This is a genomic window from Alteribacter populi, assembly GCF_002352765.1.
Classification (GTDB): domain Bacteria; phylum Bacillota; class Bacilli; order Bacillales; family Salisediminibacteriaceae; genus Alteribacter; species Alteribacter populi.
Window position 1 is genome coordinate 240370 of the sequence record NZ_KZ293963.1, and the last position, 22260, is coordinate 262629.

Genomic DNA, 22260 nt, shown 5'->3' on the forward strand with positions numbered 1-22260 from the left:
TTTAATAAAGGCTGTTTTCGTAAAGGGTTATAAACGGATAAATTTCTAAATTCACCTTACACAAAAATGATTTTGAAGTATTCTCGCCTAATAAAGGTAAGCGATTTTTATTGTGAAGAAGGTATGGTACAATCAATATGAAGAATTTTCGACAATCGTTTGGTGGAATATCACCTTAAGGATCGAATGAGGTCGAAAATAAGAGTAATCGCTTAAAAACGTAAGAAAAACTAAGTTTTTTTAGAAAATCTCCCATATTGAAAAGGATATAGAATCTGTTTGTCGAACTAGTAACGGTATGAAGAGAATAGTGTATAGGGAGGAAATCACGTGCAAAAAGTAAAAGTTTGTGTTGCTGACGATAATCGAGAATTGGTTATGTTACTAGAGGAATATATTGATTCGCAGGAAGATATGGAAGTTGTCGGAAAGGCTTATAATGGTCAGGAATGTTTGGATCTTGTTGAAGAGGAAGAACCTGATGTCCTAATTTTAGATATTATAATGCCTCATCTAGACGGTCTGGCTGTTCTCGATAAAATGAATGAACTAAAGTTAAACAAGAGACCTAATATCATTATGTTAACTGCCTTCGGTCAGGAAGATGTCACGAAAAAAGCGGTAGAACTAGGGGCTTCATACTATATTTTAAAACCATTTGACATGGATACATTAATTAATAAAGTCCGTGATGTCAGTGGAAACGGACAGAGCTATGTGAAAAAATCATCAGGTCAATCTCAGTCATCGATGAAAAAAGAGAACAAGCCGATGAATCTGGACGCGAGTATCACAAGTATCATTCATGAAATTGGTGTTCCGGCTCACATTAAAGGGTATATGTATCTCAGAGAAGCAATTACAATGGTTTATAATGACATTGAATTGTTGGGGTCCATTACAAAGGTTCTTTATCCAGACATCGCTAAAAAATATAATACTACAGCGAGCCGAGTAGAAAGAGCGATCCGTCACGCAATCGAAGTCGCTTGGAGCCGTGGCAACATTGATTCGATCTCGAAAATGTTCGGTTACACAGTGAGCGTGTCAAAAGCGAAGCCGACAAATAGTGAGTTTATTGCAATGGTTGCCGATAAATTAAGGATTGAACATAAAGTGAGTTAATTCGTTCTTTTAGTAAGAGGGTGTAGCGAAAGGTAAAAACCAACCTTTCGCTACACCCTTCTTTTGTGTGAAAATCGCTTATTTTTAAAGAAAAGAAATAAAGCTTGAATGGATTTGGTTGAATCGTCTCTCTTTCGTCCATACTATACATAATCAAAAGTACAGGGGGACACAACCATGAGTGGACCTGTCATTTTAGGTAAAGGTTATTACGGAGAAAAAACGAAAGATTTGGTAAAAGAATTACCAAATCGTGCAATTGCGCTAATTTGTCACCGGGATATTGATCGAGTAGCAGCAGAGTCCTTAATTAATAAAGGGGTCAAAGCTGTAATAAACAAAGCACCATCTATGTCGGGTGCTTTTTATCATGAAGGTGTGAAAGTTCTTCTAGAACATCATATTCCTGTTTATGACCTTATAAATGAGGCTGATTTGAACCAACAATTCCAAGGTTGGGATTTTGATGTCATGATTAAAGGGGAAGATCTTTTAGTCAAATGTAATGATGTTTGGGAAAGTAGAGGACATGTATTCAAGTGGGATGCGGCAAAACTCATGAGAAAGATGAATGAGAGTCAGGAGCGAATGATGAGTGTTTTCCATACATTTATGGAAAACAGCCTTAGTTATGCACGTGAAGAATTACCTGTTTTTTTTCGTAGTATCGAACAATTAAAACCTGTGACGAGTTTGGAAGACAAGCTCGTTTTTGTGGTGGCGAGAGGACCGGGATATGAGAAAGATCTTAAATATTGGTGGGATGTTCTCCGCTTACCAAATTCGCAAATCCTCGCTGTTGATGGTGCGGTGGAAGGGATTTTGGCGGTTGGGTTAAAGCCTGATTATATAATCGGAGATATGGACTCACTACCGAAAAAAGTGTATGGAATGAATTGTGAATTTATTGCTCACGCTTATTTGTCCGGGATAAGCCCAGGGTATGAAAACTTGCAGCAATATGGCGTGAACTCTGAAATGAGGCAGTTTCCTGGAGTGAGCGAAGATTTAGCTCTAGCCCTTGCATATAAATCAGGTGCTGAACACATTTTTACGATCGGTTGTCGAACCGGCTTTTTAGAGTTGATGGAAAAAAACAGACCTGGTATGGGATCGACAATTTTAATCCGCATTTTTGCTGGAGATAAACTTAGTGATTTGAAAGCAGGGAATAAACTCTCACCAGCCTCCTTGTTTGCCTTCAATAAAAGAATGCGACATCGTTTAATCGAGGAAGAAAACTGGGGAACTCATGGAAGGAGTGAAGGATGATGAGGGTTGATGTGATCATCCCTGCTTATAATGAAGAAGAAAATATTGAACTAACTTTACAAACTTTACGGCACCAGTCTTGGCTTGAACGGATTTATGTCATCGATGACGGAAGTATTGACCAAACGGCAAAAGTAGCGAGTAAATATGCTGATGAAGTTTTTCGCTTTCATTTGAATCAAGGAAAAGCTGCAGCTGCAATTACTGGATTAAGACAAGCGCGTGGTGAATACGTAATGCTTCTTGATGCGGATTTACGATCGACGGCAAAAGAAGCAAGTAAGCTGCTCTCCCCCCTTCTGAAAAAAGAAGCAGATGTCACAATTGCTGAATTTCCTATTACTTTAAATGGAAAAGGCCTTGGTTTTATGAAGAGAAGAGCACAGCAAGTCCTTTTCCGACAATTTTATGTAAAGCTTTTTAGTCCATTATCTGGTCAGAGAGCCTTTCACCGGAAATGGGTTAACTATCTTTCAGAAGACGTTAGAGATAGTCGCTTCGGTTTTGAAATGGCATGTAATTTCGACTTTTTAAGCCGTGGGGCTGTTATTAAAGAAGTTCCTACTTTTATGGAGCACCATGCTTATGGAAAAACGATTCACGGCTTTTTACACCGATCGAAACAATGGTATGAAATGGAGCGTTTTTTATGGCAGCGTACCTCTGGAAACCTTTATTAATTGCAATATTATACACTGTTACATCACATTTTTTTCATAAATGGCGGTGGACGGTGAAAAATTTCAATAATAAATCCGTGCCGTATAACTTTGGAGTGGTTCTTTTTTTCTGGATTACCCTTGACTATGTTCGCCCAACTGCAATTGAGCTTCAAGCGGTTGATTATTGGTTTTTGTTGAGCATTTGGTTAATTGGGTGGATGGATGACCAATTCGGTACTTCATTTCCTAAAGGAATAACAGGACATTTCCGTTATTGCTTCAATGAAAGAAAAATGACCACTGGTTTCATAAAAGCTTTTGGTGGAGTGATTCTTTCCTTTCTATATTTACTTCTTCTATTAAAAAGTGGGGAAATTTCATTTTCTGAAGCGACTATACTTTCCTCATTGTTAATTTTACTTCCCCATGTACTTAATTTACTTGATACTAGACCGCTGCGCGTAATGAAGGTGGGAGCGCTTATTTATTTCGTTATCCTCTTTCAGTTACAGGGTGGTTTGCTTGTCGTTCCGGGTTTACTGATTTTATTTCTTTTGTGGTTTAAAGAAGAAGTCAGAGAGCGAACGATGCTAGGAGATAATGGTGCTATGGTATTCGGGGCATATTTAGCCGTACTAGCTCGATATCTTGATGGAAATAGTATCGTCATTACCTTAGTAACCATTTGTGTTTTGTTAACAATCCTTGCAGAAAAATACTCAATCAGTCGAATTGTCGCAAAAACAAAGCTCCTTAGAGCAATTGATCTCTTTGGACAAAGAAAAGAAACCTAGAGGCAATAAGCGAAGAAGATGCAAAACTAAAAGCCCGCTATGAGCGTTTTCATAACGGGAGAGCAGCAAGTGAGGCCATTGCTTATTTATGGTTAAGCTTTGAAAGTTTTCAAGTTTTTCGTCATACCTGTTTCTTCTCTTTTAGTTGAAAACGAGGAGCAACTTTTTTGTTTTTCCGGTCTCGGTGTAAAATAAACCCCCCGATAAACCATACCCCTAAGATTAGAGCTAATAAGCCGATAAAAAATTGGAGTAGTAAAGACGGATAGGGAATATTTAAGATTTGGAACACTGTGTCGCGCATAAGTTTAATTCCGTAACCGGCAATAAAACCGGGAATAAGGAGGACGAGGAGTGCTAAAAATCGTTGAAGTGTCATAAGCAAATTCCTTTCTATGAATTCTCTTCTATTTTATCTGAATAAAAGAATGTCTGCAAATCCTAATTAGTATGCCCTCTGTAAACGTACTAGGCTCATTTAGTAAAGATTTGTTTATTAAAGCAAGCCCGAATAAACGCTCAAAAAGCAACAAACTTTACGAAAACAGCTATGTACTATGAAAAATCTTGCATACACGATACAATAAAGGTAACATCGAGAATTAACAGGGGGGAGAGAAGAGTGATGGTCAAAAAAATTCTTCTAATTGGAGGCGGAACAGGAGGAGCGGCATTATTTGATGTCCTTCACCGAACCGCTCATACACAAGTGGAAGGGGTTGTAGATTTAAACATAAAGAGCCCTGGTTGTTTAAAAGCAAAGCGCGCTCATATTCCTGTTTTTACACAGTGGCAGAAAGCGTTAAGTCAGCTCAGTGGCATTGACACAGTCATTGAAGTAACGGGTGATCCGGCTTTATATGAAAATTTGCGAAATGAATTGTCGGCAAAACCGATTACGCTCATACCTAGTTCAGTCGCATCCATTCTTTTTTACTTGATCGAAGAAAAAGAAGAACTTTTGAATGAGAAAACAAAGCACTTCTCTAAATTAGAGTTGATACTAAACTCAACTCATGATGGAATGATTGCAATTGATGATGAGGAAAGAATCACGCTGATTAATAAGCGTGCTGAAGAAATAGCAGGATTAAAAAAAGAAGACACCATTGGAAAGGCAATTCATAGTGTGCTTCCTTCTAGTAAATTACCACGTATTTTAAAAACAGGGAGGGTTGAAAGAAATCAACGCCAAGCGATTTACCAAGGGAGGGCGATTATTACCACTCGCTTACCGATGAAGGTGGGAAACCACACAATCGGGGCTCTTGCTGTGTTCAAAGATATTACTGAAATCGAGCAAATGGCTGAGGAAGTAACAAACTTAAAGAGTGTTCAAACGATGCTAGAAGCTATTATCCATTCGTCTGATGATGCGATCAGTGTAGTCGATGAAGAAGGAAAGGGGTTAATTATTAACCCTGCCTATACGAGACTTACAGGTCTTACGCCGGAGGAAGTACTTAATAAACCCGCGACAACAGACATTTCTGAAGGAGAGAGTATGCACCTTCAAGTGATAAAAACGCGTAAACCTGTACGCGGAACGAGACTTAAAGTGGGTCCTAAGCGAAAAGATGTCATTGTAAACGTAGCACCAGTTATTGTAGATGGAACGTTAAAAGGGAGTATTGGCATCATTCATGATGTATCGGAATTAGAAACGTTAAATACAGAATTAGAACGAGCTAAACAGATCATCAGAACATTAGAAGCGAAATATACGTTTGAAGATATTATTGGCGATTCCGAGGAATTTAACATTGCAATAGAACAGGCGAAAATGGCTGCTACAACCCCTGCTACTATTTTACTTCGAGGTGAATCGGGTACGGGTAAGGAATTGTTTGCCCATGCTATACATAATGGAAGCGATCGCAAATATAACAAGTTTGTAAGAGTCAACTGTGCTGCCATATCTGAAAGTTTGCTTGAAAGTGAACTTTTCGGGTATGAAGAGGGCGCATTTTCTGGTGCTAAACGTGGAGGGAAAAAAGGATTATTTGAAGAAGCGCACGGAGGGACTATTTTTCTAGATGAAATCGGAGAATTAAAGAGCGAAACACAAGCTAAACTCCTTCGGGTATTGCAAGAAAAAGAAGTGGTTCGGGTGGGAAGTACGAAGACGATTGACATTGATGTACGAGTGGTCGCGGCAACGAATGTGAACCTCGAGCAAAAAATGAATGAAAAAGAATTTCGGAGTGACTTGTACTACCGTCTCAATCGAATGCCTATTCAAATCCCACCATTACGTGCAAGAAAAGAGGATATACCAAATATTTGCCAGCATTTATTAACAAAGTTGAATCAAGATTATGGGAGAAACGTCGAAGGTTTGACTGAAAGTGGACTTAACCATTTAATGAATTATAATTGGCCAGGTAACGTCAGGGAGTTAGAAAATATATTAGGGAGAGCAATGATTCATATGCATTATTCACAAATATTGATTGATACTACCCATTTGCCTCCATTAGCAATGGAAAAATCGAGCACTTCTAAACAGGCGGAGGAAAAGTTAGGTGAAGAAAGTATAGGAAGCCTTCAGGAGCAAATGGAAGAAAAGGAAAAAGAAATTATTAAACGGACATTAAAAGCTTTTAGTAATAATAAAACGAAAACGGCAGAAGCCTTACAGTTATCAATACGTAATTTATATTACAAAATGGACAAGCTAAATCTAAAGGTAATAAAGGACAGTGAATAATATTGCTTGCAAAATATTGCGTACAATGCAATATTTTGCACTTTGTGCTTGGTTGCTTTTGATATGAAATTCTTTATCTGAAAGCGTTTTCCGTTTTTGGTGAAGTTGGCATCATTTTTGCATTAATATTAACGTGGAAGATCGGCATCATGAAAGGTAGGGTGAAATATGACGTTTGAAGACCTATTGCAACGGATTAAGGCGAACAATAGCAATAAGAAAAAAATAGCCATTGCCCATGCAATTGACGAGAGTCTCTTCTTAGCAGCTAAAAGAGCATTAGAAGCAGAGGTTGCCTCATTTGTTTTTGTTGGGCCAAAAGAGACGATGGTGAAATTGGCGGAAGCAGCAAACATCGCCAATAATGATGGTGTGACTTTTGTTGATTCGAGTAATGAAAAAGAGTCAGCCTCCAGCGCAACTTCACTAGTCAATAATGGTGAAGCTGATGTTTTGATGAAAGGTATGGTGGGGACATCAACTTTATTAAAGGCTGTTTTAAATAAAGAGAATGGATTGAGAAGTGGGAAGGTACTTTCTCACGTAGCAGCATTTGATCTACCAGAGCGAGATTCTTTATTATTACTCACGGATGCAGCAATGAACATTGCTCCTGATTTAAAAGAGAAGCTTGACATCGCTTCAAATGCCGTTGATGTAGCTCATCGCATCGGTATGGAGCAACCAAAAGTAGCTGCATTGGCAGCAGTAGAAACGGTTAACCCAGCAATGCAAGCGACGCTAGATGCTGCTGCACTTACGCAAATGAATCAACGAGGTCAACTTAAAGGATGCATTATGGATGGCCCTTTAGCGTTTGATATTTCGGTATCACCCGAAGCTGCGGCTCAGAAAAAAATAAATTCGGAAGTTGCAGGTCAAGCAGATCTTTTACTCGTCCCTTCAATTGAAACGGGAAATGCCATTTATAAGTCACTCACGATTTTTGGAAAAGCGAATGTGGGTGGCATCATTGCAGGAGCGAAAGCCCCGATTGTCCTGACAAGTAGAGCTGACTCAATTGAAAGTAAATTATTTTCTATGACGTTGGCTGTAGGTGCTGCACTTTAGGACTTTGTGATAGATCCAAAGCAAAAATGTGATGGGCAACCACGATAAATGCCCGTAAATTAGAGGAGGAATAATTAGATGGAAATCTTTAAGTACATGGAAAGTTATGACTATGAACAAGTGGTAGTATGTCAAGATCAACAATCGGGCTTAAAAGCGATCATCGCTATTCATGACACAACTCTTGGACCTGCTTTAGGTGGTACACGGATGTGGACATACGATAACGAATCAGCAGCATTTGAAGATGCGTTGCGATTGTCAAAAGGAATGACGTACAAAAATGCAGCGGCAGGGTTAAACCTTGGTGGAGGTAAGACAGTTATTATTGGCGATCCGCGCAAAGATAAAAATGAAGCAATGTTTCGTGCATTTGGTCGATATATCCAAGGGCTAAATGGTCGTTACATCACAGCTGAGGATGTAGGCACAACCGTTGACGATATGGATTTAGTCTATCAAGAGACAGATTATGTAACTGGTATTTCTCCTGCATTCGGTTCTTCTGGCAACCCTTCCCCGGTAACAGCTTATGGTGTTTATGTCGGGATGAAGGCAGCAGCAAAAGAAGCGTTTGGATCAGATTCATTACAAGGTAAGCGTGTTGCTGTTCAAGGGATTGGAAATGTTGCATTCAACCTTTGCCGTCACCTGCATAAAGAAGGTGCGAAGCTAATTGTAACGGACATTAATGAAGATGCCGTAGCGAAAGCTGTGACAGAATTCGGTGCAGAAGCGGTCAATATTGATGATATCTATAGTGTCGATTGTGATATCTATGCCCCATGTGCACTAGGTGCTACGATCAATGATGAAACGTTATCACAATTAAACGCAAAGGTCATTGCTGGTGCGGCGAATAACCAATTAAAAGAAACAAGACATGGTGAAGCTTTAGAAGAAAAAGGCATGATTTATGCTCCAGATTACGTGATTAACTCCGGCGGGGTAATCAATGTAGCAGATGAATTAAACGGGTATAACCGTGACCGAGCAATGAAAAAAGTAGAGACGATTTACGATAACATCTCGAAGATTTTTGAGATTGCCAAACGCGATAATATTCCATCTTACGTAGCTGCTGATCGAATGGCTGAAGAACGTATTGAAACGATGCGTCGTTCTCGTAAGCAGTTCTTGCAAAATGACATGAATATTATGAGTCGAGGAAAAAGGTAAGGATAACCGTATAATAACGGTAACCTTGATACATGATGGAGGTAAACGAAGTGGAACATAAAGAACATCGTATTTTAGCTATCAACCCAGGATCAACATCAACGAAAATTGGTATTTTTGACAATGAACGCTCGATTCTAGAAGAAACAATCCGTCATGATCGAGATACATTGTCAGACTATGATTCCATTATCGACCAGTACCCATTTCGAAAGCAGATGATTCTTGAAACATTAGATAATCAAGGAATCAACCTTTCTAAATTGTCTGCTGTCGTCGGCAGAGGGGGGCTTCTTCGTCCAATCGAAGGCGGCACTTATGAAGTGAATGAATTAATGCTTCAAGATTTGAGAGACGGATATTCAGGTCAACATGCTTCAAACCTTGGAGGAATTGTGGCCAATGAAATCGCAAAGCAACTTAACATTCCTTCATATATTGTTGACCCTGTAGTTGTTGATGAAATGCATGAACTAGCTAAAATTTCAGGATTTGCAGATTTTGAACGTAAAAGTATCTTTCACGCTCTTAATCAAAAAGCGGTAGCAAGAAGAGTAGCCAAAGATAAAGGGCGAGCTTATGAAGATTTGCGTCTGATTGTCGTTCATATGGGTGGTGGGATTACCGTTGGTGCCCATGAGAATGGCCGAGTCATTGACGTAAATAATGGTTTGCACGGGGAGGGCCCATTTTCTCCTGAACGTGCGGGATCAGTCCCTGCTGGAGACTTAGTCGCAATGTGTTTTAGTGGAGATTACTATTCAGATGAGATAATGAAAAAAATTGTAGGCCAAGGGGGCCTCGTTGGCCATCTCGGAACGAATGATGCTGTTGAAGTTGAAAAACGGATTGCATCAGGTGATGAGAAAGCGGAAAAGGTTTACAACGCAATGGCTTACCAGATTGCCAAGGAGGTGGCTGCTTCTGCTGCTGTTTTACGTGGTGAAATAGACGCCATTGTACTCACTGGTGGACTTGCGTATGGAAAAGACTTTGTCCATAAGATTATCGAACGGGTACATTGGATTGCTAACGTGGTCGTAAAACCTGGTGAAAATGAGCTACAAGCTCTTGCAGAAGGAGCACTGCGAGTATTAAGAGAAGAAGAAACGCCGAAAGTATACGCAGAAGATCAAGTGAAATCATCTGTAGAATTTAGCAATTAAAGGGAGGTCCACATGTCTCAAGAATATGATTTGGTTGTTTTAGGCGCCGGAACTGGTGGTTATGTGGCGGCGATCCGAGCTGCCCAACTGGGACTTAAGGTTGCCATAGTAGAGAAGGAAAAAGTAGGAGGAACTTGCTTACACAAAGGGTGTATTCCAAGTAAAGCACTTTTAAGAAGTGCGGAAGTTTATCAAACCGTTAAGAAAAGTGGTGATTTTGGCGTTGAAACCAATAAACCGACGCTTGATTTCAGTCAAGTTCAAAAGCGTAAAGACGGTATTGTAGATCAGCTATATAAAGGTGTTCAACACTTAATGAAAAAAGGAAAAATAGATGTATACGAAGGGCATGGAAGAATTTTGGGCCCGTCTATTTTCTCACCTTCACCGGGTACGATTTCTGTCGAAAATACAAAAGGAACCGAAAATGAAATGCTCGTTCCTAAAAATGTGTTAATTGCAACAGGGAGTCACCCACGGTCATTACCAGGACTTACTTTAAATGAATCGACGATTCTATCTTCAGATGAAGCGCTCAAAATGGAAACCCTGCCATCATCGATCACAATTGTAGGTGGAGGAGTTATTGGTGTGGAATGGGCATCAATGCTCGCTGATTTTGGTGTTGATGTGACGATTTTAGAGTATGCCTCACACGTTCTTCCTTTAGAAGATGAAGACATCTCAAAAGAAATGAAAAGAGCGTTAAAGAAAAAGGGAATTACCATTGTAACCGACGCCCGTGTTATTAGCGATCAGGTGGAAGAAAAAGATGGACAAGTGACGGTTCCGTATGAGCACAAAGGGGAGACGAAATCAGTCTCAACTGAAAAAGTACTTGTTTCAGTCGGGCGAGCAGCTAATGTTGATGATATCGGTTTACAAAACACTGATATTCAAGTTGAGAAAGGGTTCATTTCAGTAAACGAGCATTATCAAACGAAAGAATCCCATATTTACGCAATCGGCGACGTTATTGGTGGCCTACAATTAGCTCACGTAGCCTCACACGAAGGTATTGCAGCAGTTGAACATATGACGGGAGATGATGATGCACAGGCCATTGATCCTGATAATGTCGCAAAATGTACTTACTCATCTCCAGAAGTAGCCAATGTAGGTCTAACAGAAAAAGCAGCGAAAGAGAAAGGGTATGAAGTAAAAACAGGTACTTTTTCTTTTAAAGCAATTGGTAAGGCGCTCGTATACGGAGACACAACTGGCTTTGTTAAGTTTGTATCAGATGCAAAAACAGACGATTTACTTGGAGTACACATGATTGGTCCCCACGTAACAGATATGATTTCTGAAGCAGCTCTGGCTCGAGTTTTAGATGCTGCTCATTGGGAAGTAGCAGAAACGATTCACCCGCACCCAAGTCTTTCAGAGGCAATTGGGGAAGCCGCTTTAGCAGTGGATGGCCGTCAAATCCATGGATAAATAAATAGAAATGGTTGAACGATTAGAAGGAGGGAATACGATGGCAGAACAGCGCCACGAACAATTAGGGTTATCTAACGATGATGTTTTGGAAATGTATGAACAAATGCTTCTCGCTCGTATGATTGACGAGCGCATGTGGCTATTAAACAGAGCGGGGAAAATCCCGTTTGTTATTTCCTGTCAAGGTCAAGAGGGGGCTCAAGTAGGAGCAGCCTTGGCTTTAGATCGGGACAAAGATTACGCATTACCTTATTACCGGGATATGGGAGTCGTCTTAGCCTTCGGTATGACTCCACAAGAATTGATGCTCTCCGGGTTTGCAAAAGCAGAGGATCCAAACTCAGGTGGTCGTCAGATGCCTGGTCACTTTGGACAAAAGAAAAACAATATTGTAACAGGGTCTTCTCCTGTAACAACGCAAGTCCCTCATGCAGTTGGCTTTGCCCTTGCTGCAAAAATGAAAAATGAAGAATTTGTCAGCTTTACAACGTTTGGAGAAGGCTCTTCAAACCAAGGAGACTTCCATGAAGGGATTAACTTTGCAAGTGTTCACGACTTGCCGGTTATTTTCATGTGCGAGAACAACAAATATGCGATTTCAGTACCATACGATAAGCAGTTAAATTGTGAAAAAGTATCAGACCGTGCGGTTGGTTACGGTATTCATGGCGAAACGGTTGACGGAAATGATCCACTTGCCGTTTATGAAGCGGTTAAAAATGCCCGTGAACGCGCAATCCGCGGCGAAGGCCCATCACTTATTGAAACAGTATCCTATCGCCTAACGCCTCATTCAAGTGACGATGATGATAGTGTTTACCGTGAGCGTGAAGAAGTCGAAGAAGCAAAAAAGCTGGATGCGATTTATACTTTTGCGGACTATTTACGCGAAGCAGGCGTGTTAACAGAAGAAAAAGAAGAAGCGCTTAGAGAAAAACTAAGAAAATTGATCGATGAAGCAACAGACTATGCTGAAAAAGCGCCTTATGCCGATGCAAAAACCGCTTACGATCATGTATACGGAGGGGAGTAATACGATGGCTGTCAAATCTTATATTGAAGCAATTACATTAGCCATGAAAGAAGAGATGGAGCGAGACGACAACGTATTCGTATTAGGAGAAGACGTAGGTAGACGTGGAGGGGTTTTCCGCGCCACAAACGGTTTGTATGAGCAATTTGGTGAGTATCGTGCTCTTGATACCCCCTTAGCCGAATCAGCTATCGCGGGTGTGGGAATTGGTGCTGCAATGTATGGCATGCGCCCAATTGCAGAAATGCAGTTTGCTGATTTTATAATGCCTGCTGTAAACCAAATCGTTTCTGAAGCGGCAAAGATTCGTTACCGTTCTAATAATGACTGGAACTGTCCGATTACAATTCGTGCCCCTTATGGTGGCGGCGTACATGGTGCACTTTACCATTCTCAGTCTGTAGAAGCACTGTTTGCAAATGTACCAGGCTTGAAAATTGTCATGCCTTCAACACCACACGATGCCAAAGGACTGTTAAAAGCAGCAATCCGTGATGATGATCCGGTTCTTTTCTTTGAGCATAAAAGAGCTTACCGTTTAATTAAAGGCGAAGTTCCTGAAGACGACTATACACTTCCAATCGGAAAAGCAGATGTGAAGCGTGAAGGAGAAGATATTACCGTCATTACATACGGTTTGTGCGTTCACTTTGCTATGCAAGCAGCTGAAAAACTTGAAAAAGATGGATATAGTGCTCATATCCTCGACCTACGTACGGTTTACCCGTTAGATCGTGAAGCGATTGTAGAAGCAGCGAAGAAAACAGGAAAAGTCCTTCTCTTAACGGAAGACAACAAAGAAGGAAGTATTATGAGTGAAGTGTCTGCCATTATTTCTGAAGAATGCTTGTTTGAACTGGATGCTCCAGTACGCCGCCTATGCGGGCCAGATGTTCCATCTATGCCTTATGCACCGCCAATGGAAAAAGAATTTATGGTTAACCCTGATAAAGTAGAAGCTGAGATGCGTGATTTAGCTGAATTTTAAAATATATAAGGAGGTGCCTGTCTGTGGCAACAAATATTACGATGCCCCAACTCGGGGAAAGTGTAACGGAAGGTACGATTACTAAATGGCTGGTCGGGCCAGGAGATCAAGTAAATAAATACGATCCTATTGCTGAAGTAATGACAGATAAAGTAAATGCGGAAGTTCCTTCTTCGTATACTGGAACGATTGCAGAGCTTATTGCTGATGAAGATGAAACGATCAGTGTTGGTGAAGTTATTTGTACAATGGACGTAGAGGGAGAAGAAGGTGATACGAAAGAAGAGACCTCTGCTTCACCTGCTTCTGAAGCTCCGGAAGAGGAATCTACTCAAAAAACTGGAGGGGAAGACACGTCAGAGAAGAAGCGTTATTCTCCTGCCGTATTAAGAATGGCGCAAGAGCATGATATCGATTTAAACCAAGTGAGTGGGTCTGGACGAGGTGGACGTATTACTCGAAAAGATTTACAAGGCTTAATAGACAGTGGATCTGTGCCAAAACAAGGCCAAGCACCAAAAGAGCCAGCACCGAGCAAGCAGTCAACACCTAAAGAAATGGTTGCTAAAGAAAGCGCTGAAAAAGCGAAGGAAGAGCCGGCTGTTAAAGCACCTCAACAACCGAGTGCTGCTCCAGTTGCTAATGGTCGCGTAGAAGAGATTCCAGTTTCAGGTGTACGTAAAGCGATCGCTCAAAATATGGTGAAATCAAAACACGAAGCACCTCACGCGTGGATGATGGTCGAAGTGGACGTGACAAACCTCGTTGGCTACCGCAACAAAGTGAAAAACAAATTTGCTGATCAAGAAGGTATGAAGCTTACATTTTTACCTTTCTTCGTAAAAGCTGTTGTTGATGGGTTGAAAAAGTATCCGCAAATCAATTCCAGCTGGCAAGGCGATAAGATCATTCGTCACAAAGATGTTCATATTTCCCTTGCAGTTGCAACAGAAGAATCTCTCTTCGTGCCGGTAATTAAGCATGCCGATGAGCAATCAGTGAAGGGCCTAGCAAGACAAATCGATGGCCTGGCGAGTAAAGTTCGGTCAAATCAGTTAAGCCAAGCAGATATGCAAGGCGGAACGTTTACTGTAAATAACACGGGATCATTCGGTTCGGTGTTGTCACAGCCGATCATCAATCACCCGCAAGCAGCAATTCTTTCTGTGGAATCGATCGTGAAGAAGCCGGTCGTATTAGACAACGACGCTATTGCTGTAAGACATATGGTGAATCTCTGTATGTCGCTGGACCACCGTGTATTAGATGGGTTAATCTGTGGTAAGTTTATGGCTGATGTGAAAGCAACATTAGAGAATATGAACGAAGATACGATCAGTCTTTACTAATTAAATTACAACAAAAACTGTCTCAATTATTTGAGGCAGTTTTTTATCGTTTAGGAATTTATATTTGCTTAGGTTGTGGATAACTTTTTAGTAATTGGAGTAACATTTAGCGCAAGCGACAAGCATTACTTCGTGAATAAGCTGCTGATTGTCTCGACGGATAGCAGCGAGGAGGACTGAAAAGAGTCCACCTGTAACTGATTTGAACGATAATTTTACTTATCAAAAAGCACCAAACTTTACGAATACAGCTTTCTTTTTTGGAAAAACTAGAAAAAGTAGCTGAAAAAGGAAGGTGTTTTTGTTGAAATACAGAAAACCAATCGTATTTTTTCTGACTTTAATCGTAGCCACGTCTCTTTTCCAACCCGTAATTAGCTTTGCGGAAGATCCAGCAGAGCATGAAAATGATCATAATAATACATACCACGAAATGTATTACCGTCATGAAGCATTGAGACCTCACTTTCATTTTTATTATGACTTACTCATTGATCGTTATCACCCTGAGTTAAAATCAGAATGGCGAGAAATCATAAGTGAAAGAGAAACGTTAATTAAGAAATTTAAAGAGTTGAAAAAAGAAGGGAAGCTACAGGATCCACCTGAAAAAGATCAACAATGGAAAGAAAAACATCAAGAGGTTCACGAGAAGTTTCTCGCAGCAGTAAAAGAAAGAAATGACCAAGAAATTAAGGAAGTTTTGCCAGAACTGCTCACTCTTCAAAAAGACGTGAACAAGTATTTAAAAGCGAGAATTAAATCAGAATAAAGTTAAAAAATTCCGAGAAAGAACTTCGAAAGCCGAGGTTCTTTCTTGTTTTTGGCTCATTTTTCAAAGTTTGTTGCACTCGGGAAAAGCGCCCTGCGGGGTCTCGGCTGGCCCGTTTTTCCGCAGGATTCTCACAGATTCCGGCCTACTACGCAGAAGATCTTTTTTCATATCTTTGAACCGTTGAACGGCCTGGGCTGAGAATTATGAAATTCATTCATTTAAGTAAAAGGGAAATAAATAACTAAATCCAAGTGGTTCCTGTTTACAAATCGTAATTGATCCGATATAATTCTTATTGGCTTAATAAAACGTAATCGTTACGAAAGGGGAACACAAAGTTGAATTGCATAAAACCAACATTATTTTATTCAACCCTTGTTTTGTCGGTATTTCTTGTCGCATGTGGTGAAGAGCAGGATGATACAGAACGAGATCAAACATACGGGGAAGAAGCGAATGAAGAATCAGCTGATCCACTTCATGTTTATACTACCCTCTTCCCTCTTGAGGATTTTGCAAATCGAATTGGAGGAGAACATGTAGAAGTAGAGAACATTATCCCTCCCGGAACAGATGCTCATACGTTTGAGCCTACAGCACAAAAGATGATCAGTGTGGCAGAAGGAGATTTGTTTGTTTATAACGGGGCAGGTTTCGAAGGCTTTGCTGATATGATTGATGATGTATTAGACGGTGAAAACGTAGAAATTCTTGAAGCAGTAAATGGCATTGATTTAATTGATTTTGACCATGAACATAGTCACGATCATAGTCATGAAGAGGATGAACATGGACACGATGAAGGTCACGATCATAGTCATGAAGAGGATGAACATGGACACGATGAAGGTCACGATCACGGTCATGAAGAGGATGAACACGATCACGGTGACAAAGATCCACACGTCTGGTTAGATCCAATCCGTGCAATTGATTTAGCTGAAAACATTAAAGAAGCTCTTGTTGAACTACGTCCTGAAGGTAAGGAGAATTTTGAAGAGAACTTTGAAGACCTGAAAGCTGAGCTTGAAATACTAGACGAAGAATTCCAAGAGATGGCAGACAATAAAGGGCAGGATACGATTATAGTCTCTCATGCTGGGTACGGTTACTGGGATGAACGCTACGGTATTCACCAAATCGGTATTGCGGGATTATCTCCAAGTAATGAGCCATCTATCCAACAAGTGCAGGAAGCGATTGAATTTGCAGAGGAAAATAACATTAACTACGTTATGTTTGAACAAAACATTCCAACAAAGGTAGCTGAAACCGTCCGTGAACAAATTGGTGCTGAAGATCTTTGGCTTCATAACCTTGAGGCATTGACAGAAGAGGATTCGGAGAAAGACGAAGATTATTTCAGTTTAATGAGACGAAATATTGATATGCTGCATTCAGCATTACAGTAAATAAGGTACCGATTTATCAAATCAATACATTTACTTGGTAAAATCACCAAAAAGAGTGTAAAATGAAGTGAAAGGCTATGATAAAGGAGTGTTAATTGAATGGATTTTCAACTTTTTATGAATGATGTCGTGCAAACTGCACGTAAAGACATGGTAGATGCAGGTTACCAAGAGCTAACTACACCTGAAGAGGTAGATGAAGTATTTGGTAAAGGTGGAACTTCACTCGTGCTTATAAACTCTGTATGTGGATGTGCTGGTGGGATTGCTCGTCCTTCTGCCCATTATATGAAGAACTATGAAGTGCAAGCGGATCATTATGTAACCGTCTTTGCCGGACAAGATCGCGAAGCAACTGGTCGTGCAAGAGAATATTTTGAAGGGTTTGAACCTTCTTCACCTTCATTTGCTCTTGTAAAAGATGGTAAAATCCAAACGATGCTTGAGCGTCATGAAATTGAAGGCCACGAACCGATTGAAGTTGTTCAAAAGCTTGAAAAAGCATTCGATACGTATTTCAAAGGTTAATGCAGTAGTAAAAGGAGGTGGAAGCCTCCTTTTATTTATGCTATAATCTTTCGCATACGTGTATTTGATAAGATAAGGAGTGTCTCTAGTGCAAGAGTTGTACAAGGAAATTCATACATATTTAAACATGGAAGAAGAAATTCCATTTGAAGATTTTGAACATTATTATAAGAAAGTGATTGCGATGTTTAATGATCAAGCTGATCAGTTTCAAGAAGAAGACGTATGGCGCGGCCTGTTCATTGCTGAAAATGTAATGTCTAATGCTGAAGGGCGAGCGAAAGAAGGTAAAGGATCCACTGCGAAAAAATATAAAAAGATGGGTCAGCGTCTTCAACTTTGGGCGCAGAATTTTGCGGGACGCCTTCGCCAAATGGGCTATACTGATGAACAGATGAATGAACGTTTTGAAAATATGTTTGAAGAAGAAGTGTAAGAGGATTGAAAAGCTCTCTTCAACAAGAGTATAGTACGTATTCAAAATGAAGTATAAAAAGTTCTTGATTTATGAAGCAAATATTGCTATACTCCAATAGTGCGAACGGAAATCCTTTCCGTTTTTGCTGCGCCTATGGTGAAATGGATATCACACGAGATTTCGGCTCTCGCGTTCTGGGTTCGAATCCTGGTGGGCGCGCCATTTAAATAATACATAACCTCCGTTTACGGAGGTTTTTTTTTACTTTAAGATAAGCGCAACTAAGGCTTTCGCCATTAAACGTTAGGCAAGGATCCGCCTTTCAAGTCTTTGCTCAGAAAAGGGTAAAAAGGGTGGCAGATTCTTATACTAAAGAAATGGACACTGAGGAGGAGGGGGTAACGTGTTTCGGATAGGGTACCGAACATTAAAAACGGCACTTGGTGCGGCACTTGCCATTGCCATTGCCCAATGGTTACAGCTAGACTTTTACGCTAGTGCGGGAATCATTACCGTTTTATGTATTCAAAAAACAAAAAAGAAGTCCTTCCTAATTTCCTGGGCACGTCTTCTTGCTTGTTTGATCGGGATTGTTTATGCGGGTGTCATGTTTGAAATCATTGCCTATCATCCAATTACTGTAGGTCTGCTTCTTCTTTTATTTATACCGACTACGTTAATCGTAAACGCTCAAGCGGGTATTGCTACGAGTACGGTTATTATATTACATATTTATATGTTAGAAGAGATTAATATGGGTATCGTCATGAATGAGTTTGCACTTATTACCATCGGAATTGGCTGTGCACTGTTAACGAATATTTACATGCCGAGTGTGGAAACAAAGCTTGGTAAAGATCAGGATGAATTGGAAAAACGAATCAGAACGATCTTTCATGAATTTGCGGTTTATGTAAAAAAGGGTGATAACAATTGGGATGGAAAAGAAATTACTGAAGCTTTCGACATTGTTCATCGAGCCAAAAGTACTGCTCTACAAAATCTTGAAAACCATGTACTTCGTTATGAAGATCAATATTATCATTATTTTAAAATGAGGGAAAAGCAATTCGATATTATTGAACGAATGATGCCGTTATTAACAGCTATTGATATTCGTGTGAAGCAAGGAGAAATGGTAGCGAACTTTCTGGAAGAGCTAAGTAAAGGCGTTCATCCGGATAATACAGCTCATCTATTTATTGCTCAATTAGAAGATCTAAAAGAGTCATTTAAAGAAATGGCATTGCCGAAGACGAGAGAGGAATTTGAAACCCGGTCGTCTATTTTACAATTAATCAAAGAATTGGAACAATATTTGATCATTAAACGTCAATTTAAACCTAAACGAGAATATTCCCTATTTCGATGAATAGTCTACTCTTCTCTGTATAATAGTAAGGAAAAGAACGGAGGCGAAATTTGTGGTCATACGGCTAATGTTTATGGTATTGCTCGTCGTTTCTCCGATATGGCCTTTAGGAGAGAATCCGGTGCCAGGAGATCCGTACCTGGTCATTAATAAAGATCGCCAAGAAATGGCTTTTCTTACAGAGGGGGAAGTGAAACAAGTATTTCCTGTAGCCATTGGAAAAGTAGGGGACGAAACACCAGAGGGTGAATTTACGATTCTCATAAAAGCGATCAACCCTTATTATCGTAAAGGGGATATCCCTGGCGGAGATGAAAATAATCCTCTTGGAAGCCGATGGATTGGCTTTGATGCTGAGAATACGAATGGTCGTATTTTTGGCATACATGGGACTAATAATCCTCATTCGATTGGTAATGCTGTAACAGCAGGATGTATCCGGATGCGAAATGAAGATGTGGAAGTTTTATTTGAGGAGATTCCTATAGGGATGAAAGTTTTAGTTGTGAATGAAAAAACATCTTTTGAAGATTTGGGAAGAATGCACGGGGCAATTGAATAAAAATGTGTCAAAAAGAGCGGAAGGGCAATATATTGCCCTTCCGCTTGTATTTGTAAATATCTAGTTCTAAGTTTAACTCCACTCGCTTTCGAGCTCCTAATTAACCATTACCACATTGAAGCTCCAGCCAAGGCAGTACCTAAAAACATAATTGCAATCATCATATAAATAATAGCTTTACGTGCTTTACGGGGCATATTCATAACCTCCTCATTACCTGTTCGTAATTCTTATTTTAATAAAAATAAGCCAAGAAGACAAGTAGAAGATAAGGCGGCTCAAGGGAAACCTGGAAAAAACCGTTATAAAGAGCGCAGTTCTTTAGAGCGTGTCATTGGCATTCTTTCAGCTAAATAGTGTAAGGTACCGAACAGAAAAACGGACCAGCCGAGACCCCGCGGAAAGCGTGGTGTATTTCCGAAGCGGTAGGTGATGTCGCAGTTTATTTCAGCTGCGAAGATTAAAAGCAACAATACATACGAAAAGAGCCATAATTAAAAGTGAAATATTAAACTTGGCTGATGCCTTCATAGTTCTGAGCAAAGGGGATAATCATTTTTTGAAGTAGTGTGCTTTTTTTAACAAATGAATTATGAAAGTGTAAAAATAGGCAATTTAGTAAATAAATTATCGGAAAAAGTCAAATTATCATTTTTAGAAGGAATTAATCTTGTCGAAATAGAAGTATAGTATGTTAGCGCTTTCTTATAAAACGAAAATGTCGTCAAGGGAGGTCGAACAACTATGAAAACAAGAGAATCTTCTTATTTTCAACAATGGCAGGAGGATACTCAAAAACAAATTGAAAAAAGGCCTGAGCGTAAAGAGTCTTTTCATACATTGTCTCAGATTCCGGTCGACCGGGTTTACTTACCGGATGAAATGGATGAACATTATCAGGATGAACTAGGTCTTCCAGGAGAATTCCCATATACGAGAGGAATCCGCCCTACGATGTACCGCGGCCGACATTGGACAATGAGGCAATATGCCGGCTTCGGTTCTGCAAAAGAAACGAATCGTAGGTTTAGGTATTTACTAGAACAAGGTCAGACAGGATTAAGTGTGGCATTTGATTTGCCAACACAGATCGGATATGACTCTGATGACGCAATGGCGTTAGGTGAAGTAGGAAAAGTTGGTGTTGCCATCGATTCGTTAGAAGATATGGAACAACTTTTTGAAGGAATCTCATTGGACAAAGTGAGTACGTCAATGACGATAAATGCACCTGCTTCCGTTTTGCTAGCGATGTATATGGTCGTCGCTGAAAAGCAAGGTGTAGCTCCAGGTCGTATACAAGGAACGATTCAAAATGACATTTTAAAAGAATACATTGCTCGTGGGACTTACATTTTTCCGCCAAAACCATCCATGCGGCTAATTACAGATATCTTTTCTTACTGCACAGAGTTTGCACCGAAATTTAATACGATTAGTATAAGCGGCTATCATATTCGCGAAGCCGGTTCGAACGCTGTGCAAGAGCTTGCATTTACACTAGCCAATGCAAAAGCATATGTAGAGGCTGCTCTTGATGCAGGGTTGGAGATTGATACATTTGCACCTCGCTTAGCCTTCTTTTTTAACGGTCATAATCACTTTTTTGAAGAAGCCGCAAAGTTTCGTGCTGCAAGACGGATGTGGGCAAGAATTATGAAAGAAACGTATGGAGCGAAAAACCCTAAAAGCTGGCAACTACGTTTTCATACTCAAGTTGCCGGATCTACACTAACAGCTCAACAACCAGATAATAATGTGGTTCGCGTAGCGTTACAGGCATTGGCAGCGGTGATGGGGGGAACACAGAGCCTTCACACCAATGCGAAAGATGAGGCATTGTCGTTACCTACGGAAGATTCGGCGAGAATTGCGTTACGCACGCAGCAGATCATTGCTAATGAAACCGGTGTCGCTGATACCGTTGATCCTCTTGGCGGATCCTATTATGTAGAATCGTTAACAGATGAAATGGAAACGAGAGCTCAAGCGTATTTAGATGAAATTGAGAAGCGTGGAGGAGCTGTGGCTGCTGTAGATCAGCAATATATGCAGCGGGAAATTCAACGAGCTGCTTATGACACGCAAAAGAAAATTGAAAACGAAGAAGAAATTGTGGTCGGAGTGAATCGTTATGAGCTTGATGAAGAGCCTGAACCCGATCTCATGGAAGTAGACGATACGTTTGTGAGCGAACAGCATCAGCGTCTTGAATCGCTGAGGAAAAATCGAGATGAACAAAAGGTGAAACGTGCTCTGGAAGAACTTGCCTATCAGGCGGAAGGTACAAGTAACCTTATGCCTTTCATTAAAGAGGCAGTACGAGAGTATGCTACTGTTGGTGAGATTTGCGGCAAGTTAAGAGACATATTTGGTGAATATCAGGGGTAGGTAGAGGAGG

The 22260-nt window shown here is 40.3% G+C and carries 21 protein-coding genes and 1 tRNA gene; 20 read left to right on the top strand and 2 right to left on the bottom strand.

Going from position 1 to position 22260, the window contains the following annotated elements:
* The first annotated feature begins 330 nt into the window (after nt 1–330).
* The 4 genes from spo0A (at nt 331) to CDZ94_RS01230 (ending at nt 3853) form a co-directional block, all read left to right on the top strand.
* Complete coding sequence (gene spo0A, locus CDZ94_RS01215; protein WP_096434727.1) at nt 331–1125, top strand: sporulation transcription factor Spo0A; 795 nt, start codon at nt 331–333, stop codon at nt 1123–1125.
* A 177-nt stretch (nt 1126–1302) separates the two neighbouring features.
* On the top strand, nt 1303–2397 hold the full coding sequence (gene steA, locus CDZ94_RS01220; RefSeq protein WP_096434728.1) for a putative cytokinetic ring protein SteA: 1095 nt from the start codon (nt 1303–1305) through the stop codon (nt 2395–2397).
* Entirely contained in the window at nt 2394–3077 is a 684-nt protein-coding gene (locus tag CDZ94_RS01225; RefSeq protein WP_096434729.1) for a glycosyltransferase family 2 protein, read from the top strand. Before steA ends, CDZ94_RS01225 begins: the two co-directional genes overlap by 4 nt.
* A gap of 53 nt (nt 3078–3130) precedes the next feature.
* Nucleotides 3131–3853: a hypothetical protein gene (locus CDZ94_RS01230; RefSeq protein ID WP_157812005.1), complete on the top strand. Its 723-nt coding sequence runs from the start codon at nt 3131–3133 to the stop codon at nt 3851–3853.
* A 121-nt stretch (nt 3854–3974) separates the two neighbouring features.
* Here the strand turns inward: CDZ94_RS01230 and CDZ94_RS01235 are convergent, their stop codons facing one another.
* Entirely contained in the window at nt 3975–4232 is a 258-nt protein-coding gene (locus CDZ94_RS01235; RefSeq protein ID WP_096434731.1) for a DUF2627 domain-containing protein, read from the bottom strand.
* Between the two features lie 246 nt (nt 4233–4478).
* On the opposite strand from CDZ94_RS01235, the gene CDZ94_RS01240 reads away from it, so the two are divergent.
* The 15 genes from CDZ94_RS01240 to CDZ94_RS01310 all read left to right on the top strand — a co-directional run bounded on the left by CDZ94_RS01240 (nt 4479) and on the right by CDZ94_RS01310 (nt 19859).
* Nucleotides 4479–6563, top strand: a complete 2085-nt coding sequence (locus CDZ94_RS01240) for a sigma-54 interaction domain-containing protein (protein ID WP_096440494.1) — start codon at nt 4479–4481, stop codon at nt 6561–6563.
* Between the two features lie 168 nt (nt 6564–6731).
* Complete coding sequence (locus CDZ94_RS01245) at nt 6732–7634, top strand: bifunctional enoyl-CoA hydratase/phosphate acetyltransferase (RefSeq protein ID WP_096434732.1); 903 nt, start codon at nt 6732–6734, stop codon at nt 7632–7634.
* Between the two features lie 78 nt (nt 7635–7712).
* Nucleotides 7713–8813, top strand: a complete 1101-nt coding sequence (bcd, locus tag CDZ94_RS01250; protein ID WP_096434733.1) for a branched-chain amino acid dehydrogenase — start codon at nt 7713–7715, stop codon at nt 8811–8813.
* Nucleotides 8814–8848: 35 nt separating this feature from the next.
* Nucleotides 8849–9979, top strand: a complete 1131-nt coding sequence (buk, locus tag CDZ94_RS01255; protein ID WP_425352553.1) for a butyrate kinase — start codon at nt 8849–8851, stop codon at nt 9977–9979.
* A 12-nt stretch (nt 9980–9991) separates the two neighbouring features.
* A complete protein-coding gene (gene lpdA, locus CDZ94_RS01260) occupies nt 9992–11419 on the top strand; it encodes a dihydrolipoyl dehydrogenase (RefSeq protein WP_096434735.1) in 1428 nt (475 codons plus the stop codon).
* A 40-nt stretch (nt 11420–11459) separates the two neighbouring features.
* The gene (locus CDZ94_RS01265; protein WP_096434736.1) at nt 11460–12455 is read left to right on the top strand and encodes a thiamine pyrophosphate-dependent dehydrogenase E1 component subunit alpha; all 996 of its coding nucleotides are present in this window, start codon (nt 11460–11462) and stop codon (nt 12453–12455) included.
* Nucleotides 12456–12459: 4 nt separating this feature from the next.
* Nucleotides 12460–13443, top strand: a complete 984-nt coding sequence (locus tag CDZ94_RS01270; protein WP_096434737.1) for an alpha-ketoacid dehydrogenase subunit beta — start codon at nt 12460–12462, stop codon at nt 13441–13443.
* Nucleotides 13444–13466: 23 nt separating this feature from the next.
* Complete coding sequence (locus tag CDZ94_RS01275; protein WP_280951812.1) at nt 13467–14792, top strand: dihydrolipoamide acetyltransferase family protein; 1326 nt, start codon at nt 13467–13469, stop codon at nt 14790–14792.
* A gap of 304 nt (nt 14793–15096) precedes the next feature.
* Entirely contained in the window at nt 15097–15564 is a 468-nt protein-coding gene (locus CDZ94_RS01280) for a hypothetical protein (RefSeq protein WP_096434738.1), read from the top strand.
* Between the two features lie 341 nt (nt 15565–15905).
* Nucleotides 15906–16979 carry a metal ABC transporter solute-binding protein, Zn/Mn family gene (locus CDZ94_RS01285; RefSeq protein WP_232735772.1) on the top strand — a complete coding sequence of 358 codons (1074 nt, stop codon included), beginning with the start codon at nt 15906–15908 and terminating at the stop codon, nt 16977–16979.
* 99 nt (nt 16980–17078) lie between these two features.
* Complete coding sequence (locus CDZ94_RS01290; RefSeq protein WP_096434739.1) at nt 17079–17507, top strand: BrxA/BrxB family bacilliredoxin; 429 nt, start codon at nt 17079–17081, stop codon at nt 17505–17507.
* Between the two features lie 88 nt (nt 17508–17595).
* The gene (locus tag CDZ94_RS01295) at nt 17596–17943 is read left to right on the top strand and encodes a hypothetical protein (protein WP_096434740.1); all 348 of its coding nucleotides are present in this window, start codon (nt 17596–17598) and stop codon (nt 17941–17943) included.
* A gap of 129 nt (nt 17944–18072) precedes the next feature.
* Nucleotides 18073–18147: transfer RNA gene (locus CDZ94_RS01300), tRNA-Arg, on the top strand.
* Between the two features lie 181 nt (nt 18148–18328).
* Nucleotides 18329–19297: an aromatic acid exporter family protein gene (locus CDZ94_RS01305; protein WP_096434741.1), complete on the top strand. Its 969-nt coding sequence runs from the start codon at nt 18329–18331 to the stop codon at nt 19295–19297.
* Between the two features lie 52 nt (nt 19298–19349).
* Nucleotides 19350–19859 (top strand): L,D-transpeptidase, encoded by a 510-nt coding sequence (locus CDZ94_RS01310; protein ID WP_232735771.1) that lies wholly within the window; start codon nt 19350–19352, stop codon nt 19857–19859.
* A gap of 107 nt (nt 19860–19966) precedes the next feature.
* Here CDZ94_RS01310 and prli42 read toward each other — a convergent pair whose 3' ends face one another.
* Nucleotides 19967–20056: a stressosome-associated protein Prli42 gene (prli42, locus tag CDZ94_RS21105; protein ID WP_157812004.1), complete on the bottom strand. Its 90-nt coding sequence runs from the start codon at nt 20054–20056 to the stop codon at nt 19967–19969.
* 547 nt (nt 20057–20603) lie between these two features.
* Between prli42 and CDZ94_RS01315 the strand changes: the two genes are divergently transcribed.
* Nucleotides 20604–22250, top strand: coding sequence for an acyl-CoA mutase large subunit family protein (locus CDZ94_RS01315; protein WP_096434742.1), 1647 nt, complete (start codon nt 20604–20606; stop codon nt 22248–22250).
* The last annotated feature ends 10 nt before the right edge of the window (nt 22251–22260 follow it).